At 61.8% G+C, this 16,054-nt stretch carries 12 protein-coding genes; 2 read left to right on the top strand and 10 right to left on the bottom strand.

Features of this window, described 5'->3' with window-relative positions; translation table 11 throughout:
* Positions 1-93: 93 nt before the first annotated feature.
* The 9 genes from BM438_RS11535 to BM438_RS11495 all read right to left on the bottom strand — a co-directional run bounded on the left by BM438_RS11535 (position 94) and on the right by BM438_RS11495 (position 9,649).
* Complete coding sequence (locus BM438_RS11535) at positions 94-1,479, bottom strand: MFS transporter (protein WP_093634392.1); 1,386 nt, start codon at positions 1,477-1,479, stop codon at positions 94-96.
* 173 nt (positions 1,480-1,652) lie between these two features.
* Positions 1,653-3,092, bottom strand: a complete 1,440-nt coding sequence (locus BM438_RS11530; protein WP_093634391.1) for an NAD-dependent succinate-semialdehyde dehydrogenase — start codon at positions 3,090-3,092, stop codon at positions 1,653-1,655.
* Positions 3,089-4,126 carry an aldo/keto reductase gene (locus tag BM438_RS11525; RefSeq protein WP_093634390.1) on the bottom strand — a complete coding sequence of 346 codons (1,038 nt, stop codon included), beginning with the start codon at positions 4,124-4,126 and terminating at the stop codon, positions 3,089-3,091. The genes BM438_RS11530 and BM438_RS11525 overlap by 4 nt, the downstream gene beginning before the upstream one ends.
* Positions 4,127-4,208: 82 nt before the next feature.
* Complete coding sequence (gene fae / locus BM438_RS11520) at positions 4,209-4,733, bottom strand: formaldehyde-activating enzyme (protein WP_093634452.1); 525 nt, start codon at positions 4,731-4,733, stop codon at positions 4,209-4,211.
* Between the two features lie 631 nt (positions 4,734-5,364).
* Positions 5,365-5,655, bottom strand: coding sequence for an H-NS histone family protein (locus tag BM438_RS11515; protein ID WP_054034751.1), 291 nt, complete (start codon positions 5,653-5,655; stop codon positions 5,365-5,367).
* A 167-nt stretch (positions 5,656-5,822) separates the two neighbouring features.
* The gene (locus BM438_RS11510; RefSeq protein ID WP_093634389.1) at positions 5,823-7,022 is read right to left on the bottom strand and encodes a serine hydrolase domain-containing protein; all 1,200 of its coding nucleotides are present in this window, start codon (positions 7,020-7,022) and stop codon (positions 5,823-5,825) included.
* A gap of 93 nt (positions 7,023-7,115) precedes the next feature.
* Complete coding sequence (locus BM438_RS11505; RefSeq protein WP_093634388.1) at positions 7,116-7,319, bottom strand: hypothetical protein; 204 nt, start codon at positions 7,317-7,319, stop codon at positions 7,116-7,118.
* Positions 7,320-7,831: 512 nt separating this feature from the next.
* Positions 7,832-8,092, bottom strand: a complete 261-nt coding sequence (locus BM438_RS11500; RefSeq protein ID WP_093634387.1) for a hypothetical protein — start codon at positions 8,090-8,092, stop codon at positions 7,832-7,834.
* An 87-nt stretch (positions 8,093-8,179) separates the two neighbouring features.
* Complete coding sequence (locus tag BM438_RS11495; protein ID WP_093634386.1) at positions 8,180-9,649, bottom strand: sigma-54 interaction domain-containing protein; 1,470 nt, start codon at positions 9,647-9,649, stop codon at positions 8,180-8,182.
* A 313-nt stretch (positions 9,650-9,962) separates the two neighbouring features.
* Between BM438_RS11495 and BM438_RS11490 the strand changes: the two genes are divergently transcribed.
* Both BM438_RS11490 and BM438_RS11485 read left to right on the top strand, forming a co-directional pair.
* A complete protein-coding gene (locus BM438_RS11490) occupies positions 9,963-11,363 on the top strand; it encodes a GntP family permease (RefSeq protein WP_054034747.1) in 1,401 nt (466 codons plus the stop codon).
* Between the two features lie 182 nt (positions 11,364-11,545).
* Positions 11,546-11,947, top strand: coding sequence for a RidA family protein (locus BM438_RS11485; RefSeq protein ID WP_093634385.1), 402 nt, complete (start codon positions 11,546-11,548; stop codon positions 11,945-11,947).
* Between the two features lie 55 nt (positions 11,948-12,002).
* Here BM438_RS11485 and BM438_RS11480 read toward each other — a convergent pair whose 3' ends face one another.
* The gene (locus BM438_RS11480) at positions 12,003-15,563 is read right to left on the bottom strand and encodes an ATP-binding protein (protein WP_093634384.1); all 3,561 of its coding nucleotides are present in this window, start codon (positions 15,561-15,563) and stop codon (positions 12,003-12,005) included.
* Positions 15,564-16,054 lie beyond the last annotated feature (491 nt).

The following is a 16,054-nucleotide window of genomic DNA, read 5'->3' as shown; positions in this document are numbered from 1 at the left end:
GCGTCTCCGGCCGGCTCGCGGCCACGTAATTGAAAAACTCCCACCGCATTGTTGCCGATGCGGCGGGAGTTTCTGAACAGCGCTAACCGCAGACTAAGCGCCGCTAGCTTCGTTCAAGGTCAGGTGCTTCGTTTCAGGCGCCCATGCAATCGACACCACCATACCGATCAGCAGGACAACAGCAAGCACCATCATCGTCGCGTGAAAACCCAGGTGGAGGATGCCGAGCGGCAACAGAAACGTGCCGACGGCCGAACCGAGACGGCTACACGCAATCGCCAGCCCGACACCACACGCACGCACCTCGGTCGGAAAGCACTCCGGCGGAAACACACCGACTAGGTTCGAGAACGCCGACATCGTCAGCGTGAAGATCGCGAACGCGACGATCATCGCAAGCGTTGCGGACTCCGGCAGCAGGCTCAACGCAATCAGCGACATGCACGTCACCGCGAACGAGCCGATCAGAAACGCACGGCGCGATAACTTAATGGTGAGCCAGATACCAATCAGCGCACCAAGCACGAGGAAGCCGTTCAACAGAAAATCCGCACCCGATCCGTCGTTCAAATGGATCGCTTTAAGAATGGTGGGCAGAAACGTGTAGATCGCGAAGTACGGAATCACGAGGCACACAAAGAACGCACAGTTGAAGATCGTTCTGCGGATCAGGTCCTTCTTGAACAGGCGCATGAAGCCGCCGCGAGCTTGCGCGTGTTCGTCGTCGCCGCCGTCAAGCGTTACGTTAGGGCCGAAGTGCTTGAGCACGATTGCCTTGGCTTCAGCAACACGTCCCTTGCCGTGCAACCAACGCGGCGATTCCGGCGTGCCCATACGCAAAATCAGCACGATCAGCGCGGGAATGCCAGCGGACGCAAGCAGCCAGCGCCACGCATCCGGCGACGCGTCGGCGTACTGCATGCCGAGCACGTTGGCGACCACATAGCCGATCGTCCACACCACGCTGAACGAGCCGAGCAAGGTACCGCGATGCTTGCGTGGCGAGAACTCGGCGAGAATCGCGTGCCCGACCGCAAAATCGCCGCCCATGCCGAAGCCGATCAACACCCGCAGTAGACACAACTCGAACGGCGAACTCACGTAAAACTGCGCGAACGCTGCTGCTGTGATGATCAGAAAACTCAGCAAAAAGATCTTCTGCCGTCCCAGACGATCCGACAGCCAGCCAAACACGAGGCTGCCGACAAAGATGCCCATCAGCGCGGAACTGCCTATCATGCCCATCCAGAACGCGTCGAGCGGCATCTGGCGATTCAGCGACGCCAGCGCATAGCCGATCGTGCCGAGTGCAAACCCTTCAGTAAAGTGAGCGCCGAACGTCAACCCGGCGATCTTGACGTGGAACGCGTTCAACGGAACGTCATCCAGAGGAACGGGGCCGCGCACGGCCGCCGCTGCGGCGGACGGCAAAGTGGGGGCGAGGCCGAGAGTGGCCGCCTGGCTATCCTGAGTGCTCACGCTGTCTCCTTGTTTGTACGTGCGCGGCCGGCGCGGCGCCGGCGTGATGCCGGTGCCGCGTCAAGCCGCGCAGTTGGGCTCGTGATTCGCTTCGCTGTTCATCTCGTCGTTCGCCTCGTTACTCGCCGCATGCTTTGACATGCGATGCGCCAGGCGAACGTGTGAGACGCAGATCAGCGGCCGAGCCCGCCCATCATCATGTACTTCAGTTCCGTGTATTCATCGAGCCCGTACTTCGAGCCTTCGCGGCCGAGGCCCGATTGCTTGACGCCGCCGAATGGCGCGACTTCAGTCGAAAGAATCCCTTCGTTGATGCCGACCATGCCGCTCTCCAGTGCGTCCGCGACGCGCCATGCACGCGCCAGGTCACGCGTATAGAAATAGGCAGAGAGACCGAAGGGGGTATCGTTGGCCGCCGCGATGGCTTCGTCTTCCGTCTTGAAGCGAAAGCACGCGGCCACCGGACCGAAGGTTTCTTCCGCCGCGATCAGCATCGACTTTGATGCATCGATCAGCACGGTCGGCTCATAGAATGTGCCGCGGAGCGCGTGCGGTTTGCCGCCCGTTAAAACCTTCGCGCCTTTCTTCAACGCGTCGGCGACATGCGCTTCTACCTTCTTCAGCGCCGCCTGATTGATCAGCGGACCTTGTTCGACCTCGCCTTGCAGCGCATTGCCGACACGCATCTTCCGCACGGCTTGCGTCAGTGCCTGCGTGAACGCATCGTAGATGCCGTCCTGAACGTAGAAGCGATTCACGCACACACAGGTCTGCCCCGTGTTGCGGAATTTCGAAGCCATCGCGCCTTGCACTGCCGCGTCGATATCCGCATCGTCGAATACGATGAACGGCGCGTTGCCGCCAAGCTCCAAAGACAGCTTCTTCAGCGTATCCGCCGACTGCTTCGCGAGCAGTTTGCCGACGCGCGTCGAGCCGGTGAACGACAGCTTGCGCACCACCTCGGATTCAGTCAGCACGCCGCCGATCGCGACTGCGTCGCCGGAGACGATGTTGAATACGCCTGGTGGAATGCCGGCCTTCTCCGCCAGTACGGCCAGAGCCAAAGCGGACAACGGCGTTTCTTCGGAAGGCTTCAGCACCATCGTGCAGCCCGCTGCGAGCGCCGGCCCGGCCTTGCGCGTAATCATCGCGAGCGGGAAATTCCACGGCGTGATGGCCGCGACTACGCCGACCGGTTCGCGCGTCACGATGATCTTCGCGTTCGGATTCGGGCTCGGGATCACGTCGCCATAACTGCGCTTGGCTTCCTCAGCGAACCATTCGAAGAAGCTCGCGGCGTAGCCGACTTCGCCGCGTGCTTCGGCAAGCGGCTTGCCTTGCTCACGCGTCAACAGTTCAGCGAGCGCGTCGCGGTTCTCGAGCATCAACTCGCCCCAGCGTCTGACACGCGCGCCACGTTCTTTTGCGGTCAACGCGCGCCACACCGGAAAAGCGCGTTCAGCCTCGGCAACGGCCTGCGTCGTTTCCGCCGCGCCGCCCCTGGCGACTTGAGCGATCACCTCGCCCGTCGCGGGATTCAGAACGGGATACGTGCTTGCGCTTTCGTACCACTCACCGCCAATGTAATGTCCGGTTCGGAGAAACTCGTTCATGCTGCCTTCTCCAGGTTCTCGACGAACGTGCCTTGCGCAAGCCGCGCTTCACGAGCGATGCGTTTGCCCGCGGTGTAGTCGTTGATCAGATCGCACGGGGTGTAATTGCGTTCGAGTTCGAATAGTTCGTCGGCGGAGAGCTTCGTGCCTAAAGCGGCCAACGCGCTATCGAATTGCGCAGGTGTGTCCGCCCCGACCAGCATGCTCGCCACACCACCATGATTCAGCACCCACGCCTGCGCGATCTGCGCGGCCGACACACCACGCCGCGCCGCCACGCGCGTCACCGAAGCAGCAATCTCACGAGATACCGTATCGCCGTACATCTGCGCCGTGAAGAAATCGGTCTGGTTACGCGTCGAGTTTGGATCGCAGGTCAACAGACCACGCGCCAGCGGACTGAACACCGACACCCCGACGCCCTGATCCTGGCAATACGGAATCATTTCGCGCTCTTCCTCGCGGTACGCAAGGTTCAACTGCAGTTGCATGTTGATGGGTTTGTGCCAGCCATTGCGCTCGCAGACCTGCATGATCTTCGCGAACTGCCACGTGTACATCGTCGATACGCCGATATAACGAGCCTTGCCCGCGCACACGATATCGTTCAACGCACCCAGCGTTTCCTCGACCGGCGTGTTCACGTCGAAGAAATGCAGCATGTAAATATCGACGTAATCCATACCGAGGCGCGTGAGCGACGCGTCGATACCGTCCATGATGTGCTTGCGCGAATGGCCGCCGGCGTTCTGATACGCGCCCATGTCGTAGCCGACCTTGGTCGTCACGACAACTTCCTCACGCCGCGCAATGCGCTTCAGAATACGGCCCACCACTTCTTCGCCCACGCCGGTCGAATAGAAATCGGCGAGGTCGATGAAATTGACGCCGGCTTCCAGCGCGTGACGCACGATCGGCTCGCTCTGCGCTTCGTCGAAGATCCACGGCTTCCATTGCGGCGTGCCCATGTTCATCGTGCCGAGGCACAAACGCGACACCTTCAGGCCCGAGTGGCCGAGGCGAATGTATTCCATAGTGCTTGTCTCCTTCCTGGTCACATTCAGTAGCGCACGCAGCAGCACGCCCCTCACGGCGCGCGAAGCACGTTGCGTGTGATTAACGTTGTTTGGGGGTGTAGAACGGATTCGATACGTCGCGCGCGGCGGCAAACACTTCATCGCGATGCGGCAGGCCCTTCATCGCCGCGAGAATCGCGTTCTTGCACGCGCGGTAGTTGTTCTCGAAGACGGCGTCGAGATCGTCGGTGGCCGGATTGACCCAGTTCGCGGATACCACCACCCAATCGTTCTCCGCTTCGGGCGGCAACGTGCCGTTCTCCAGCGATTCGGCCACCGCTTTCGCGATGCCGGCTTGCGAAGCACCCCACGTCGCGTTGCCGTGGAAGTCGCTGCCGATCTGCGCCTTGTTCACATAGAGCGTCAGCGGCTTGGTCGGCACACCCGGCCGCGCGATCACGACAAACGGTGCATGCCCCGCTGAAGGCGTCGCCAATGCCGTAGCGAAGGCCTGCCCTGCGGGGCCGTTGCGTGGGCCGACCAGCACGTTGATATGCGCGAGATTGACGCCAGGACCTTCGAATCCTTCGCCGATAAAGAGTTGTTTGTCCGTCGATACGCTCATGGTCTTTCCGTCGAGGTTGAGTGGATGACCGATTGTGCTGCGCGGTCTCAGCGACCATGTATCGATGAGTTTTGATCCGGGGTATGAGGCGAACTCATCTCCGGGTTTGCCCCCGGGCGCATCAGGTGGCACGTTGGATGTGCGCGTTGAGTCGCGCGCACGGTCAAGCGCAAAGGTGAGACTTTTCGGGACTCGCGATGGCGAGCCTCGAATCCAGACGAAAGGTGAGCGCACAGAAGGCCGCGCACGCACCAGCGGCGCGAGGTTCAGCAGCGAGGCGAAGCACGCGGAAAAGACCGCGTGAGAATCGAACGATGGATTACGCGATTCTTCGCATAGCCAGGGAACGCCCGCCAGCAAAGGCTGGCGCGGGTTTCGAGGGAGGTCGCGACACCGCGAGAGACAGCCGGAGTGATCGCACCGCAAGGTGCGTCATCCGACAAAACCAGGCTCACCGAAACAACGAAGCCTGGTGCGAGGTACCTCGCGAAACCCACGGCGCGCGTTGCAAGCTCACGCGAAAGGTGAGCGTTTTCGGGACCCTCTCAGCGGTGCGAGAAAAACCCGACGCAACTTCACTTCAGAAAAATTCGGCGCGTTGCGAGCGCAAGCGCCACGGTCGAACCGTACTCTAGCCTTCGATCAGAAAGCGCTCCCGATTCTTGCCGGCGAGCCAGCCAGGCGAGCGACCACGGCCACTCCACGTCTCGCCGGTTTTCGGGTTGCGGTACTTGGCTACCGAAGGCGCTTTGCGTACCGCGGCACGCTTGCTCGTAAAACCCAGCTCTTCCGCGGTCAGATCGTACTCGGCAACCTTCTGCTTGATCTCGGCAATCGCCTGTGCGATTTCCTTTTCGCGCGCCACCGCGACTTCTTTATGGAGCTTCTCGAGCTGAGCAGTCAACTGTTTATATGAGGCCATGGCGGGTACTCCGATCGATTTGACGAACTGCGGTGCGGACACTTGCGGACACTATCAGACGAATAAAGTGCCGGATAGAGCGGCCCGCGCAGGGCGGTCCGCTCAGAGTGCGCCCGTGAACCGTCCGCCGTTCAAGACCGCCCGCTCAACTGCTGCAGGCCACGCACTCAATCGTCAATTGCATCGTACACGCGGCGCTCGAAATCAACCGACATTGGGAAGGGTTCGACAGCACGCCGCTGAATCAGCATCAATCCGATCAGGTCCTCCACCGGATCGGCGAACCAGCTCGTGCCATACGCACCCGGCCAGCCGAACGAACCCACCGAGCGATAGCCAAGCGGCAACTGCTGCGCCGGATCGTCGACCACCGACAAGCCGAGGCCGAAGCCCTGGCCTGCCCACAGCACATGACCGAACGCCGGCACACGCCGCTGGTCGCGGGTCAGAAAATTCGAGCGCATCAAATCGACCGAGCGATGCGACAGCAGACGTATCGAGCCGACACGTCCACGCCCGAGCAACAGTTGCGCGAACTGCAGATAGTCCTGCGCTGTCGAGACAAGTCCGCCGCCACCGCTCTGGAAACGATCGGGATTCGCCCAGCGGCTCGCCGACGGATGATCTTCGACCACGCGCCGCCGCGTGCCCGCCTCGACGCCATAGGCCGTCGCCAAACGTGTGAGTTGCGCGTCGGGCACCCAGAACGCCGTATCGCGCATGCCGAGCGGTTCGAAAATCCGCGTCCGGAAGAAGTCACCCAGCCGCATGCCGCTCACGCGCTCGATCAGCACGCCGAGGACGTCGGTCGCGATACCGTAATGCCAGCGCGAGCCGGGCTGAAACATCAACGGCAAGCTGGCTATGCGCCCCAGCCACGCGCTGGCATCCCCACGCGCTTCAATGCCGTTGAAGGCCGCCGCGTAAGCTTCGGCCAACGGTCCGGTGGCGGTGAAGTGATAAGCAAAGCCGGCGCGGTGCGTGAGCAGATCGAGCACGGTAAGTGGCGCTCTGACCGGGTCGGTTTCGTCGAGCGGGCCGGTGGGGTCGCGCAACACGGATGGCGCTGCCAGCTCCGGCAACCACAATGAGATTGGCGTGTCGAGCGCGAACCGATCCTCCTCGATCAGCATCAGGATCGCCGCGCTCGTCACCGGTTTGGTCATCGACGCGATGCGAAACAGCGTGTCGCGCTCCATGGGCAATTGGGCCGCTTCGTCGCGCAGGCCGAGCGGCCCGAAGTAGCCGATTTCACCGCGCCGCCAGACCAGCGAAACGACCCCCGTCACTTCGCCGCGTTCCACATAGCCTTGCATGGCGTTCGTCAGCGCCGTCAGCCGGGCGGCTGAAAATCCTGCTGGTTGCATGCTCCTCCTGAATTCTTAGGTGTTACGTTCCCTAATTTCTGCCGGAAACGTTACCCGATCAGACGGTACACGTCACCCTCCAACCATGGACAGTTACGCTTTCTGCCGGTCCTCCAATGCAGCGAGGGCCGCATTGAGCCGTTTGACGCGATTAGCCTGTGCCGGCATCAGTGCCGCTCCGGACACCGAGTTAATGCGATTGCGCCAATACGACAGCGGGATGCGGTCTTCAGCGGAAATATGCGTGATTACATTTTCAAGGTGTTGGATATCTTTTTCGAGTTGGAGGTGATTCATTGCTTTCCCCGGAATTACTCATTGAGCCAGTTTAAAAGCATAAAGCGTGCCCTGATTACTCCAGAAGCTCGGTTAAAACGGAAGATTTTTCTGAAGCGGATAATTCGGACCGCCGAAAAACCGGCAAAACCTGCACATTGTTTTTGATTGTGAGCCGGCCAGATGAGGATACTGCGGCGAAACTTCGCGTTCCGTTAGATGCCGCACCGACTCGGCCTGACAGCGAAAACCGAGCGCTTTTTGTCAGAGCAAATAATTAAGGTAATAAACTCGAAGCAATTCGATCGATATTCATTGCGCATCGTAACCGTTTTGGCGAACGCACATTAGAGCCAGATATTTATGACGGTCATATGCTTTCCGCATGACACCGCTCGCCATATGGCCGGTTTGGTCCGGTTAAGCGGAAACTGCGAAGAGAGGGAGACAGCCCGCCGTCATGGCCGAGCGGCGGGATCAAGGAAGGAAAGTGTCAATCACACGCATCACACCAGCCATTGGCCGGCGTGGCGTCATTTCGCCCGGCAGGCGTAAATCAGACTGAGAGTGCCGTTGTCGCTGGACTGGCGCACGACGTCGAAGGCGCCGCCGCACGCTGCGTTTGCCTGCTGCGAGCAGGAGTCGGATCCGACCGAACACTGGACCAGCGTAGTTGGTCGGCCGTCCGACAGAAACAGCGGTGCGCTACTGCTACAACTGCTCAGCATGGCGATTGCGGGAAGCGCCAGCGCGGCACAGGCACCGCGCGCGAAAGAGGAAAGACTGCGTTTCATTTGAAACCCCGATCACGTCTTGTTTTTCGATCACGCGATTGTGCCACGCGGCAATTACACTTCGCCACGCGATGTAGCGGGACTTCGTCACACCTCGATGCCGTATGCAGCGATCTTCTTATAGAGCGTCGCGCGGCCCATGCCGATCTGCATGGCCGTCTCGATCACGCGACCGCCGTTGGCGCGCAAGGCATCGCCCAGGAAGCGCTTTTCGAACGCGGCCATGGCTTCGCTCCATGACGACGTCACGTCAGGCGCCTCCGAGGTGGCATCTGAAGCGTGCGCTTCAGAGCCCGCGGAAACAAGCGGACGATGTCCGCTGCGTGCTGGACCGATGAACGGCGCTAGCGCACGCGCATCGATGCGCTCGCTGTCCGAGAGCACCACTGCCCGCTCCAATGTGTTGCGGAGCTCGCGCACATTGCCGGGCCACCCATACGAACACAGCAGCCGCAAGGCATCGTCCTGCAATTCGAAGTGGCTGGCGCCCGGCGCTTGCGCCGACAGGTCCTCGAGCATGGCGTAGGCAAGCGCCTCGATATCGGACGAACGCTCGCGCAGCGCCGGCGCCTGGATCGTCAATACGTTCAGCCGATAGAACAGGTCCGCGCGGAAACGCCCGGCCGCGACCAGCGCTGGCAAATCGGCTGAGGTCGCGGCGATGATCCGCACGTCCGCGCGCACGATCCGGTTCGAGCCAAGCGGCTCGAACTCCTTGTCCTGCAGCACGCGCAACAGCTTGCCCTGCAAAGGCAGCGGCATGTCGCCGATTTCGTCGAGAAACAGCGTGCCGCCGTTCGCAAGCTCGAATTTGCCGACCCGTCCTTTCCGGTCAGCGCCGGTATAGGCGCCGGGCGCGGCGCCGAAGAATTCGACTTCGAGCAAGGTGTCCGGAATCGCCGCCACGTTGACGGTCACGAGTGGCCAGTTCGCCCGCGCCGATCCGCCGTGAATGGCATGCGCCAGCAGTTCCTTGCCCGTGCCGGTTTCGCCGAGCAACAGCACCGGCGACTCAAGTTGCGCGGCGCGGCGCGCCTGGCGCTTCACTTCGAGACTGGCCGCACTCGTACCGACGAAACTGCCGAACGTGTACTTCGCCCGTCTTGCCTGCGCGAGCGACTGGCGCGTCGCGATCAACTCTTCCTGCACGCGCGAGTAGTGGGAAAAGAGCGGCGTGAGCGCCTTCAGTTCGTCGAACAACGCGAAACCCACCGCGCCGACCGTTTCACCCGCATCGTCTTTCAACGGCAGCCGCGTTACGACAAGCGGCTCGCGGCCCGTTTCGAGGATGTCGAGCAGAATCGGCTTGCCGGTTTTCACGACCTCGCGCATCAGGCTGTTGGGAATCACCTCCTCGCAATCCCGGCCAATCGCCTGCTCCGGGTCCGAAAAACCAAAGCGCGCCGCGTAGCGCTTGTTGATCCAGACAACGCGCGCCTCGGCGTCGACGATGAAGGTGCCTTCGCTGAAGTTTTCGAACGTGCGGAAGAGCGAGTCCATCGCCCGGCGGAGTACGTCGCCGTAGGTAGCAGGAAGGCCCGCCCAGTCGTTCATCATGGTGTCGCTGTCTCCGGCTATCGTTCTATTTATGCATATCTCATTTCGTGGACAAGCTTATCTCATCAGCGAGATCGCCAGCAAGCCTACTCCATAAGGGTTTAACCTCGGTTCGGCCTGTATTCAGCTGATCTGCGTCCCGATTTGGAGACGTTTGGGTACAATCGGCCGCATCACGTTTCGAACTTCGGCCTGTGAAATCAACGGACAGGCCGTTGCGGCGTGCGTGGCATGGAATCTGCATTTGCGGGCGCCGGGCCGTCGCACTCATCGGGACGGCGTACACGTAGAACAACCAAGCTTTGGAGACTCAATGTCCTTTGTTATCGTCCTCGCCGCGCTGGCGTTTCTGATGTTTGCCGCGTATCGCGGCTACAGCGTCATTCTGTTCGCGCCGATCGCCGCCCTCGGCGCGGTGCTGCTGACCGATCCGGGCGCCGTCGCGCCGGTCTTCTCCGGCATCTTCATGGAGAAGATGGTCGGCTTCGTGAAGCTTTACTTCCCCGTCTTTCTGCTGGGCGCGGTGTTCGGTAAAGTCATCGAACTGTCCGGTTTTTCTGAGTCGATCGTGGCCGCGGCCATCCGTTATATCGGCCGCTCGCGTGCGAATGCGGTGATCGTCGCGGTGTGCGCGCTGCTCACCTACGGCGGCGTCTCGCTGTTCGTGGTGGTGTTCGCGGTGTATCCGTTCGCCGCCGAGCTGTACCGCCAGAGCAATATTCCGAAACGCCTGATGCCTGGCGCGATCGCGCTCGGCGCGTTCTCGTTCACCATGGATTCGCTGCCGGGCACGCCGCAGATCCAGAACATCATCCCGACCACCTTCTTCAAGACGACGTCCTGGGCCGCGCCCACGCTTGGCGTGATCGGCTCGCTGTTCATCATCGTGGTTGGCCTCACCTATCTGGAATGGCGCCGCCGCGCGGCAATGGCGACGGGCGAAGGCTACGGCACGGAACTCGTCAACGAACCGGAACGCGTCGAATCGAAGCAACTGCCGCATCCGCTGCTGGCAGTCGCACCGCTGGTGCTCGTTGGCGTGGCGAACTTTCTGCTGACCCGCTGGATTCCGAACTGGTACGGTGCGACGTACACCATCGCACCGGACATCCTGCCTGGCATCCATGCGCCGGTCACGACGACCATCAAAAGCGTCGTTGCGATCTGGGCTGTGGAAGGCGCACTGCTGCTAGGTATCGTGATGGTCGTGGTGACGGCATTCGGTCGCGTGCGCGAACGCTTCGCGGTCGGCACCAAGGCGGCGGTGGCAGGCGCACTGCTGGCTTCGTTGAATACGGCGTCGGAGTATGGTTTCGGTGGCGTGATCGCGGCTTTGCCGGGTTTCCTGGTGGTCAGTGATGCGCTGAAGAGCATTCCGAATCCGCTCGTCAATGCCGCGGTTTCGGTGAGCTCGCTGGCGGGTATCACGGGCTCGGCATCGGGTGGCATGAGCATCGCGCTCGCGGCTATGTCCGATACGTTCATCAAGGGCGCGGAAGCGGCGCATATTCCGATGGAAGTGCTGCACCGGGTCGTCGCGATGGCGAGCGGCGGTATGGACACGCTGCCGCATAACGGCGCGGTGATCACGCTGCTGGCCGTGACGGGTTTGACGCACCGTCAGTCGTATCGCGATATCTTCGCGGTGACGGTGATCAAGACACTGGCGGTGTTCTTTGTGATCGCCGTGTATTACATGACTGGGTTGGTTTAACGGCGCGGCAGACGGCGCGGAGATCACGCCGCACAGTGCGGCGTAATCTCCGCAAGCTCGACCATTTGAGTACTTGAGTACCGGCAAGCGGTTAACACAGGCGGCAATAAGGAAAAACCGCCGACGTCAAAAATTTTGTTCGGGTAACTTAGGCCGGCCGACACTCGACGCCGACTGCCCTCATGAGCCCTACCCCCGCCTTCTGGATGATCCCGTCCGCCCCGACGCCTGTCGGCCCCTTCTCCCATGCCACCGAAACCGACGGCTGGGTGTTCCTCACAGGTCAGATGCCGACCTCGCCCACCGACGACAGCGCGCCGCTTCCGGACGGCGTCGTCGCGCAGACTCAACGCGTGATGGACAACCTCATACTCGTGCTGCAAGGCGTCGGTCTGACGCTGCAACACGTGGTCGCCGTGCGCATTTTCCTGACCGAGTTCAAGCGCGACTATGCGGTGATGAACGAGACCTACCGCGCCTACTTTCCCGCGGACAAACTGCCGGCGAGAACCTGCATCGGCGTCACTGCGCTCGCACGCGACGCGCTGGTCGAGATCGACTTCATCGCGAAACGCCCGGATTGACTGGCCGCGACTGAAACGCCGATGACGATGGCATCGGCGATGGCAGAAACGCCAATCAATGCGTCGACGCTTCATCCAGCCCGAAGTGATCGCATATCGCCTCATGCAGCGAGATCGCGCGTTCGTCCAGCTCGGTCGTCCACGGTTCGCCGTTCTCGCATAGCCGTTGCAGTTCGCGGCATTGCTGCGCGAAGCGCTGCTCCTGCACAACCAGGAACCCGCCGGCCGCGCTGTGCGCCCAGCCGCCCAATGCTTTCCGGTCTTCCTGTTCGACAATCGCCAGCAGTCTCGGCAGGTCGTTTTGAAGATGCTCCTTGAGCATGGCCGTGTAACGCGACTTGTCGTCCGCGCTGAGCGCGTTCGCCAGGTCGGTGGCTGCGGTGGCTGCGGTGGCTGCCGCTGGAGTCGTTGCAGCCGTTTGCGCGGCTGTTGTTGAAGCCGGGGCCAGTGTCGCTGCTGTCGTCGATCCCGGCTCCGCGGAAGTCACCGCAAGCAGCGCCGCCTCCAACTCTCCCAGCGACGCCGGCTTCCCGACATACCCGGTAAAACCCCGCTCGCGCCAGCCTTCCTGCTGCTGGTTGTCGGTGACTGCGCTAAAAGCCAGCACGGGCAAGTCCGCATGCGCTTTACGCAGTTCCGCGAGCAACGTATATCCATCCATCACGGGCATATGGATATCGGTCAGCACCACTTCGAAATGCCCCTGTTTGAATGCCGCCAGCGCTTGCCGCCCGTCGCCGGCAATCGTCGGCAGGCAGCCGAGCGCGTCCAGTTGCTCGACGATCAAGCTTTGGATCAGCGGATTGTCTTCGGCGACCAGCACCGTCAAGCCTTGCAAAGCCGGATTGGCTTCGGGGGGCGGCAATGCGGCAGAGGTCGGCGGCAGCGTCGCTGCGGCACCGGTGGCACCCGCGGCCGCGAGATCGACCGCGGCCAGAATCGCCTTGCGGCTGAACTCCGTCACTTCGAGGACGCCGTCTCCACACGGAGCGGGACGATGCGGTCCGGTGCGCGTGATCCACACTACGCCGGCCGGGTGCACCGCACGCAACGCGGCAATCGCGTCGAGATCGTATTCGCCGGTGACCACCATCGCCTCCGGCCGGTTCACGCGCAACCACGCTTCTGCACTACGCATCGATACCACGGTATGAACAGACCACCCCACCAGATGCAAACCGCTGTCGATGATCTGCCCCGACTCGCGTTCCTGCGACACCACCAGCACACTGCCACGCCGAGCCGGCTCGACAAGCGGTTCGCGCAACTCATCTGGGGACGAAGCGAGCGGGATCGACACGCTGAACGCGCTGCCGACTCCCAGCACGCTCTCGACCGAAATATCGCCGCCCATCAACTCGCACAACCGCGCGCAGATCGACAAACCGAGGCCAGTGCCGCCATAGCGGCTCGACGTGCTTGCCTCGCCCTGCACAAACGGACTGAAGATGCGCGCAACCAGCGCCTGATCCATGCCGATCCCCGAATCGCAAACCCGGCAGATCAGAATCGGACGTCCTTGCAGATCGTCTTTCACTTCGGCATTCAGCGTGATCTTGCCGCACGAGGTGAATTTGAACGCATTGCTCAACAGGTTGTTGACGATCTGCGCGATGCGCGTGCGGTCGCCACGCAGCACCTGGTCGAGCGTCGGCGACAGATGTGCGTAAAAACGAATCGCGCGATCCGCCGTCATGGGCGCGTAGGAGAGCGCGATATTCTCGAAATCGTCCAGCGGGCGGAACGACTCGCTCACGAGCTTCATCTCGCCGGCATCGATCTTCGAAAAATCGAGGATGTCATTGACGATACGGCGCAGCGCATCGGCCGCGACATTCAACGCCGTGAGTCGCTGCGCGTGCGCTTCGAGTCCAGGCGTACGGGCGAACAATTCGAGGTTGCCAAGCAGCGCGTTCAGCGGCGTACGGATTTCATGGCTCATCGACGCGAAGAAATTCGAGCGAGTCCGCATCGTGATCTCGGCGGTCTGCTGCGCGAGCCGCAACTGCTGTTCGAGCGCGTGCTGTGCGGTGACGTCGAGGATCGCGCAGAACAGCACGTCCTCGTCGGCGTAACGTGCCGGCGCGTAGGTGAACTGCAGAAACTGCACTTGGGGCGCGGCGCTTTCGTCGGGCGCCGGTTGTGACGGCGGCCGTGGCTGCGGATGCGCTTCCGGCTGCACCGGCTGCGCAGGCGCGACAAAAGCGGCGATCCTCGCGAATGCCGTGATCGAAGGGCCATCCGGCGCTTGTGCACGAATCTCATCGACGATATGCGGCGGCAAGCGACTACTGCCGGCTTCTATATGCAGCAACTCGTCGGCCAATGCGTTGGCGATGATGATCGAATAATCGCTCTGCCGGACAATGCACAAACCAACCGGCGTCGCGCTGACCAATACGTGATTGATGGTTTCGCTTTCCAGCGCGCGCGACGTTTCCGCGAAGGTGCTGCGCATCAGGCGCAGCCCCCAGAATCGCGCCGCCAGTGCGATCCCCGCCAACACCAGCAGCGCGAGGGCGACAAGCGCGGCCAGTTGCCAACCGAGCGCGGCAATCAGCTCACGCCACGACAGATAGCTGACCAGCGAACCAAAGCCGGGCATCAAGGGCTCACTCAGAATCACGCCGTCGCGGGTGTAACGGTACGCATCGGATGGCATATGCGCGACGGCGTCTTGCAGCCTGGCTGCAGTCTGCGCATCGACTGGCGGCGACGACACAATCACATGGCGATCCGCCGTCATCAGCAACTGTGTCCCGTCGTAGTCGGGCCGCGCGACGTGCGCCAATAGCCCGTCAAGCGGAATGCTCATTACGATCAATGTGGTCGGTGTATCGCCGGCATAGTAGGCGCTCACCGTGGAGATGACCGGCACGCCTTGCAGCGTATCGCGATAGGGACCGAGCCAGATCCGCTGGCCCTTGCCGGGCATACGCGTGCCGGTTTGCGTCTGCAATTCCTGTTCGAGGGTCTCACGCAACGTGCTCACGATCGCCGGCTGCAAAGGCGGCGCAGCCGTTACGCCGCTATCGGCACCCGAATTGGCAACCGGTTGAGCGAGCGAAGGCAGAATCGCGGCGTAGTCTTCGGTCAGCCCGAGCAGGATCGCCCGTTGCGGCAGCTCGAACGCCTGCTGCGTCACTAGCGTCGACTGTGCCGCTTCGTAGATACGCCACAGGTTCGCGCCGAATTGCGGCCCCCATGCCGCGCGCGCGGCGTCGCCGACCAGCAGGTCGAATTGCGCGTTGACCCTTGGCACCGTACCGCGTGCGACGCCGCTCACGCGCACCGCATCCTCGACGCTTGCCGGCACGCGCAGCACGTTGTCGGTGTCGTGATAGTAGTCGAGCGTGAATTCGGCCCGCCGCATGAACGATTCCTGCCGATGCAGGAGCCGCGAGAGGTCGGCCGCGCTCTGGGACGCGAACGTTCGCCGGTATTCGAGTTGCTTGTCCGCGGCAAGGACGGCCAGCAGCAGCGCAAAGATCACCACAATCAGCATCAGCGAAGCGATCGTCGCGAGGTACAACCGTTGTTGGCGCTTGGCGCTATGAGCCAGCGACGCGAATGCGTGCGCCAGTGATTCCTGCGTACGGTCGAGGATCTTTTGCATCAGCTGGCAAAGTTAGCGTGGTTCGCGCACGCAGACCGCTGCGGCTCGGAGGAGCACGGAACAGGTCTGCAGCCCTTTACCGGCGCAGTGTAGCGCTTTTGATAACCGCACGCGAAGCATCCGGCACTGATTTTCACGGCCACTCGGAGCGCAGGCAAACGTTCGACCAGGCAGCGCGCAGCCTGTCGTCGACCGTCGTTGAAGTGGCGAATGCCGGCGGAAGATTTGACATTAATCTGATAGATCGGCGTTACTCCCACCTCGACAGTCCTGAATTGACGCATCACGATGCAAACGTCAGCGCCCAATTAGTTGCAAGGGCAGGCTGACCCGAGTAACAACGGCGTTTAGCAGCCCGTCCTCCCAAAGGACGGGCTATTTTTTTCGCCGCCTGTTTCTCTCATCGCCCCGCCATAACCGACGCGCGCGTCAGCACCGTGACAGCCGGGGAGAGAAGGGCTGCACCGTCACGGGGCACGAAAAATGCAGCC

Source organism: Paraburkholderia aspalathi, assembly GCF_900116445.1.
In the GTDB taxonomy this organism is placed as follows: domain Bacteria; phylum Pseudomonadota; class Gammaproteobacteria; order Burkholderiales; family Burkholderiaceae; genus Paraburkholderia; species Paraburkholderia aspalathi.
This window is presented reverse-complemented; position numbering and strand designations above follow the sequence as displayed.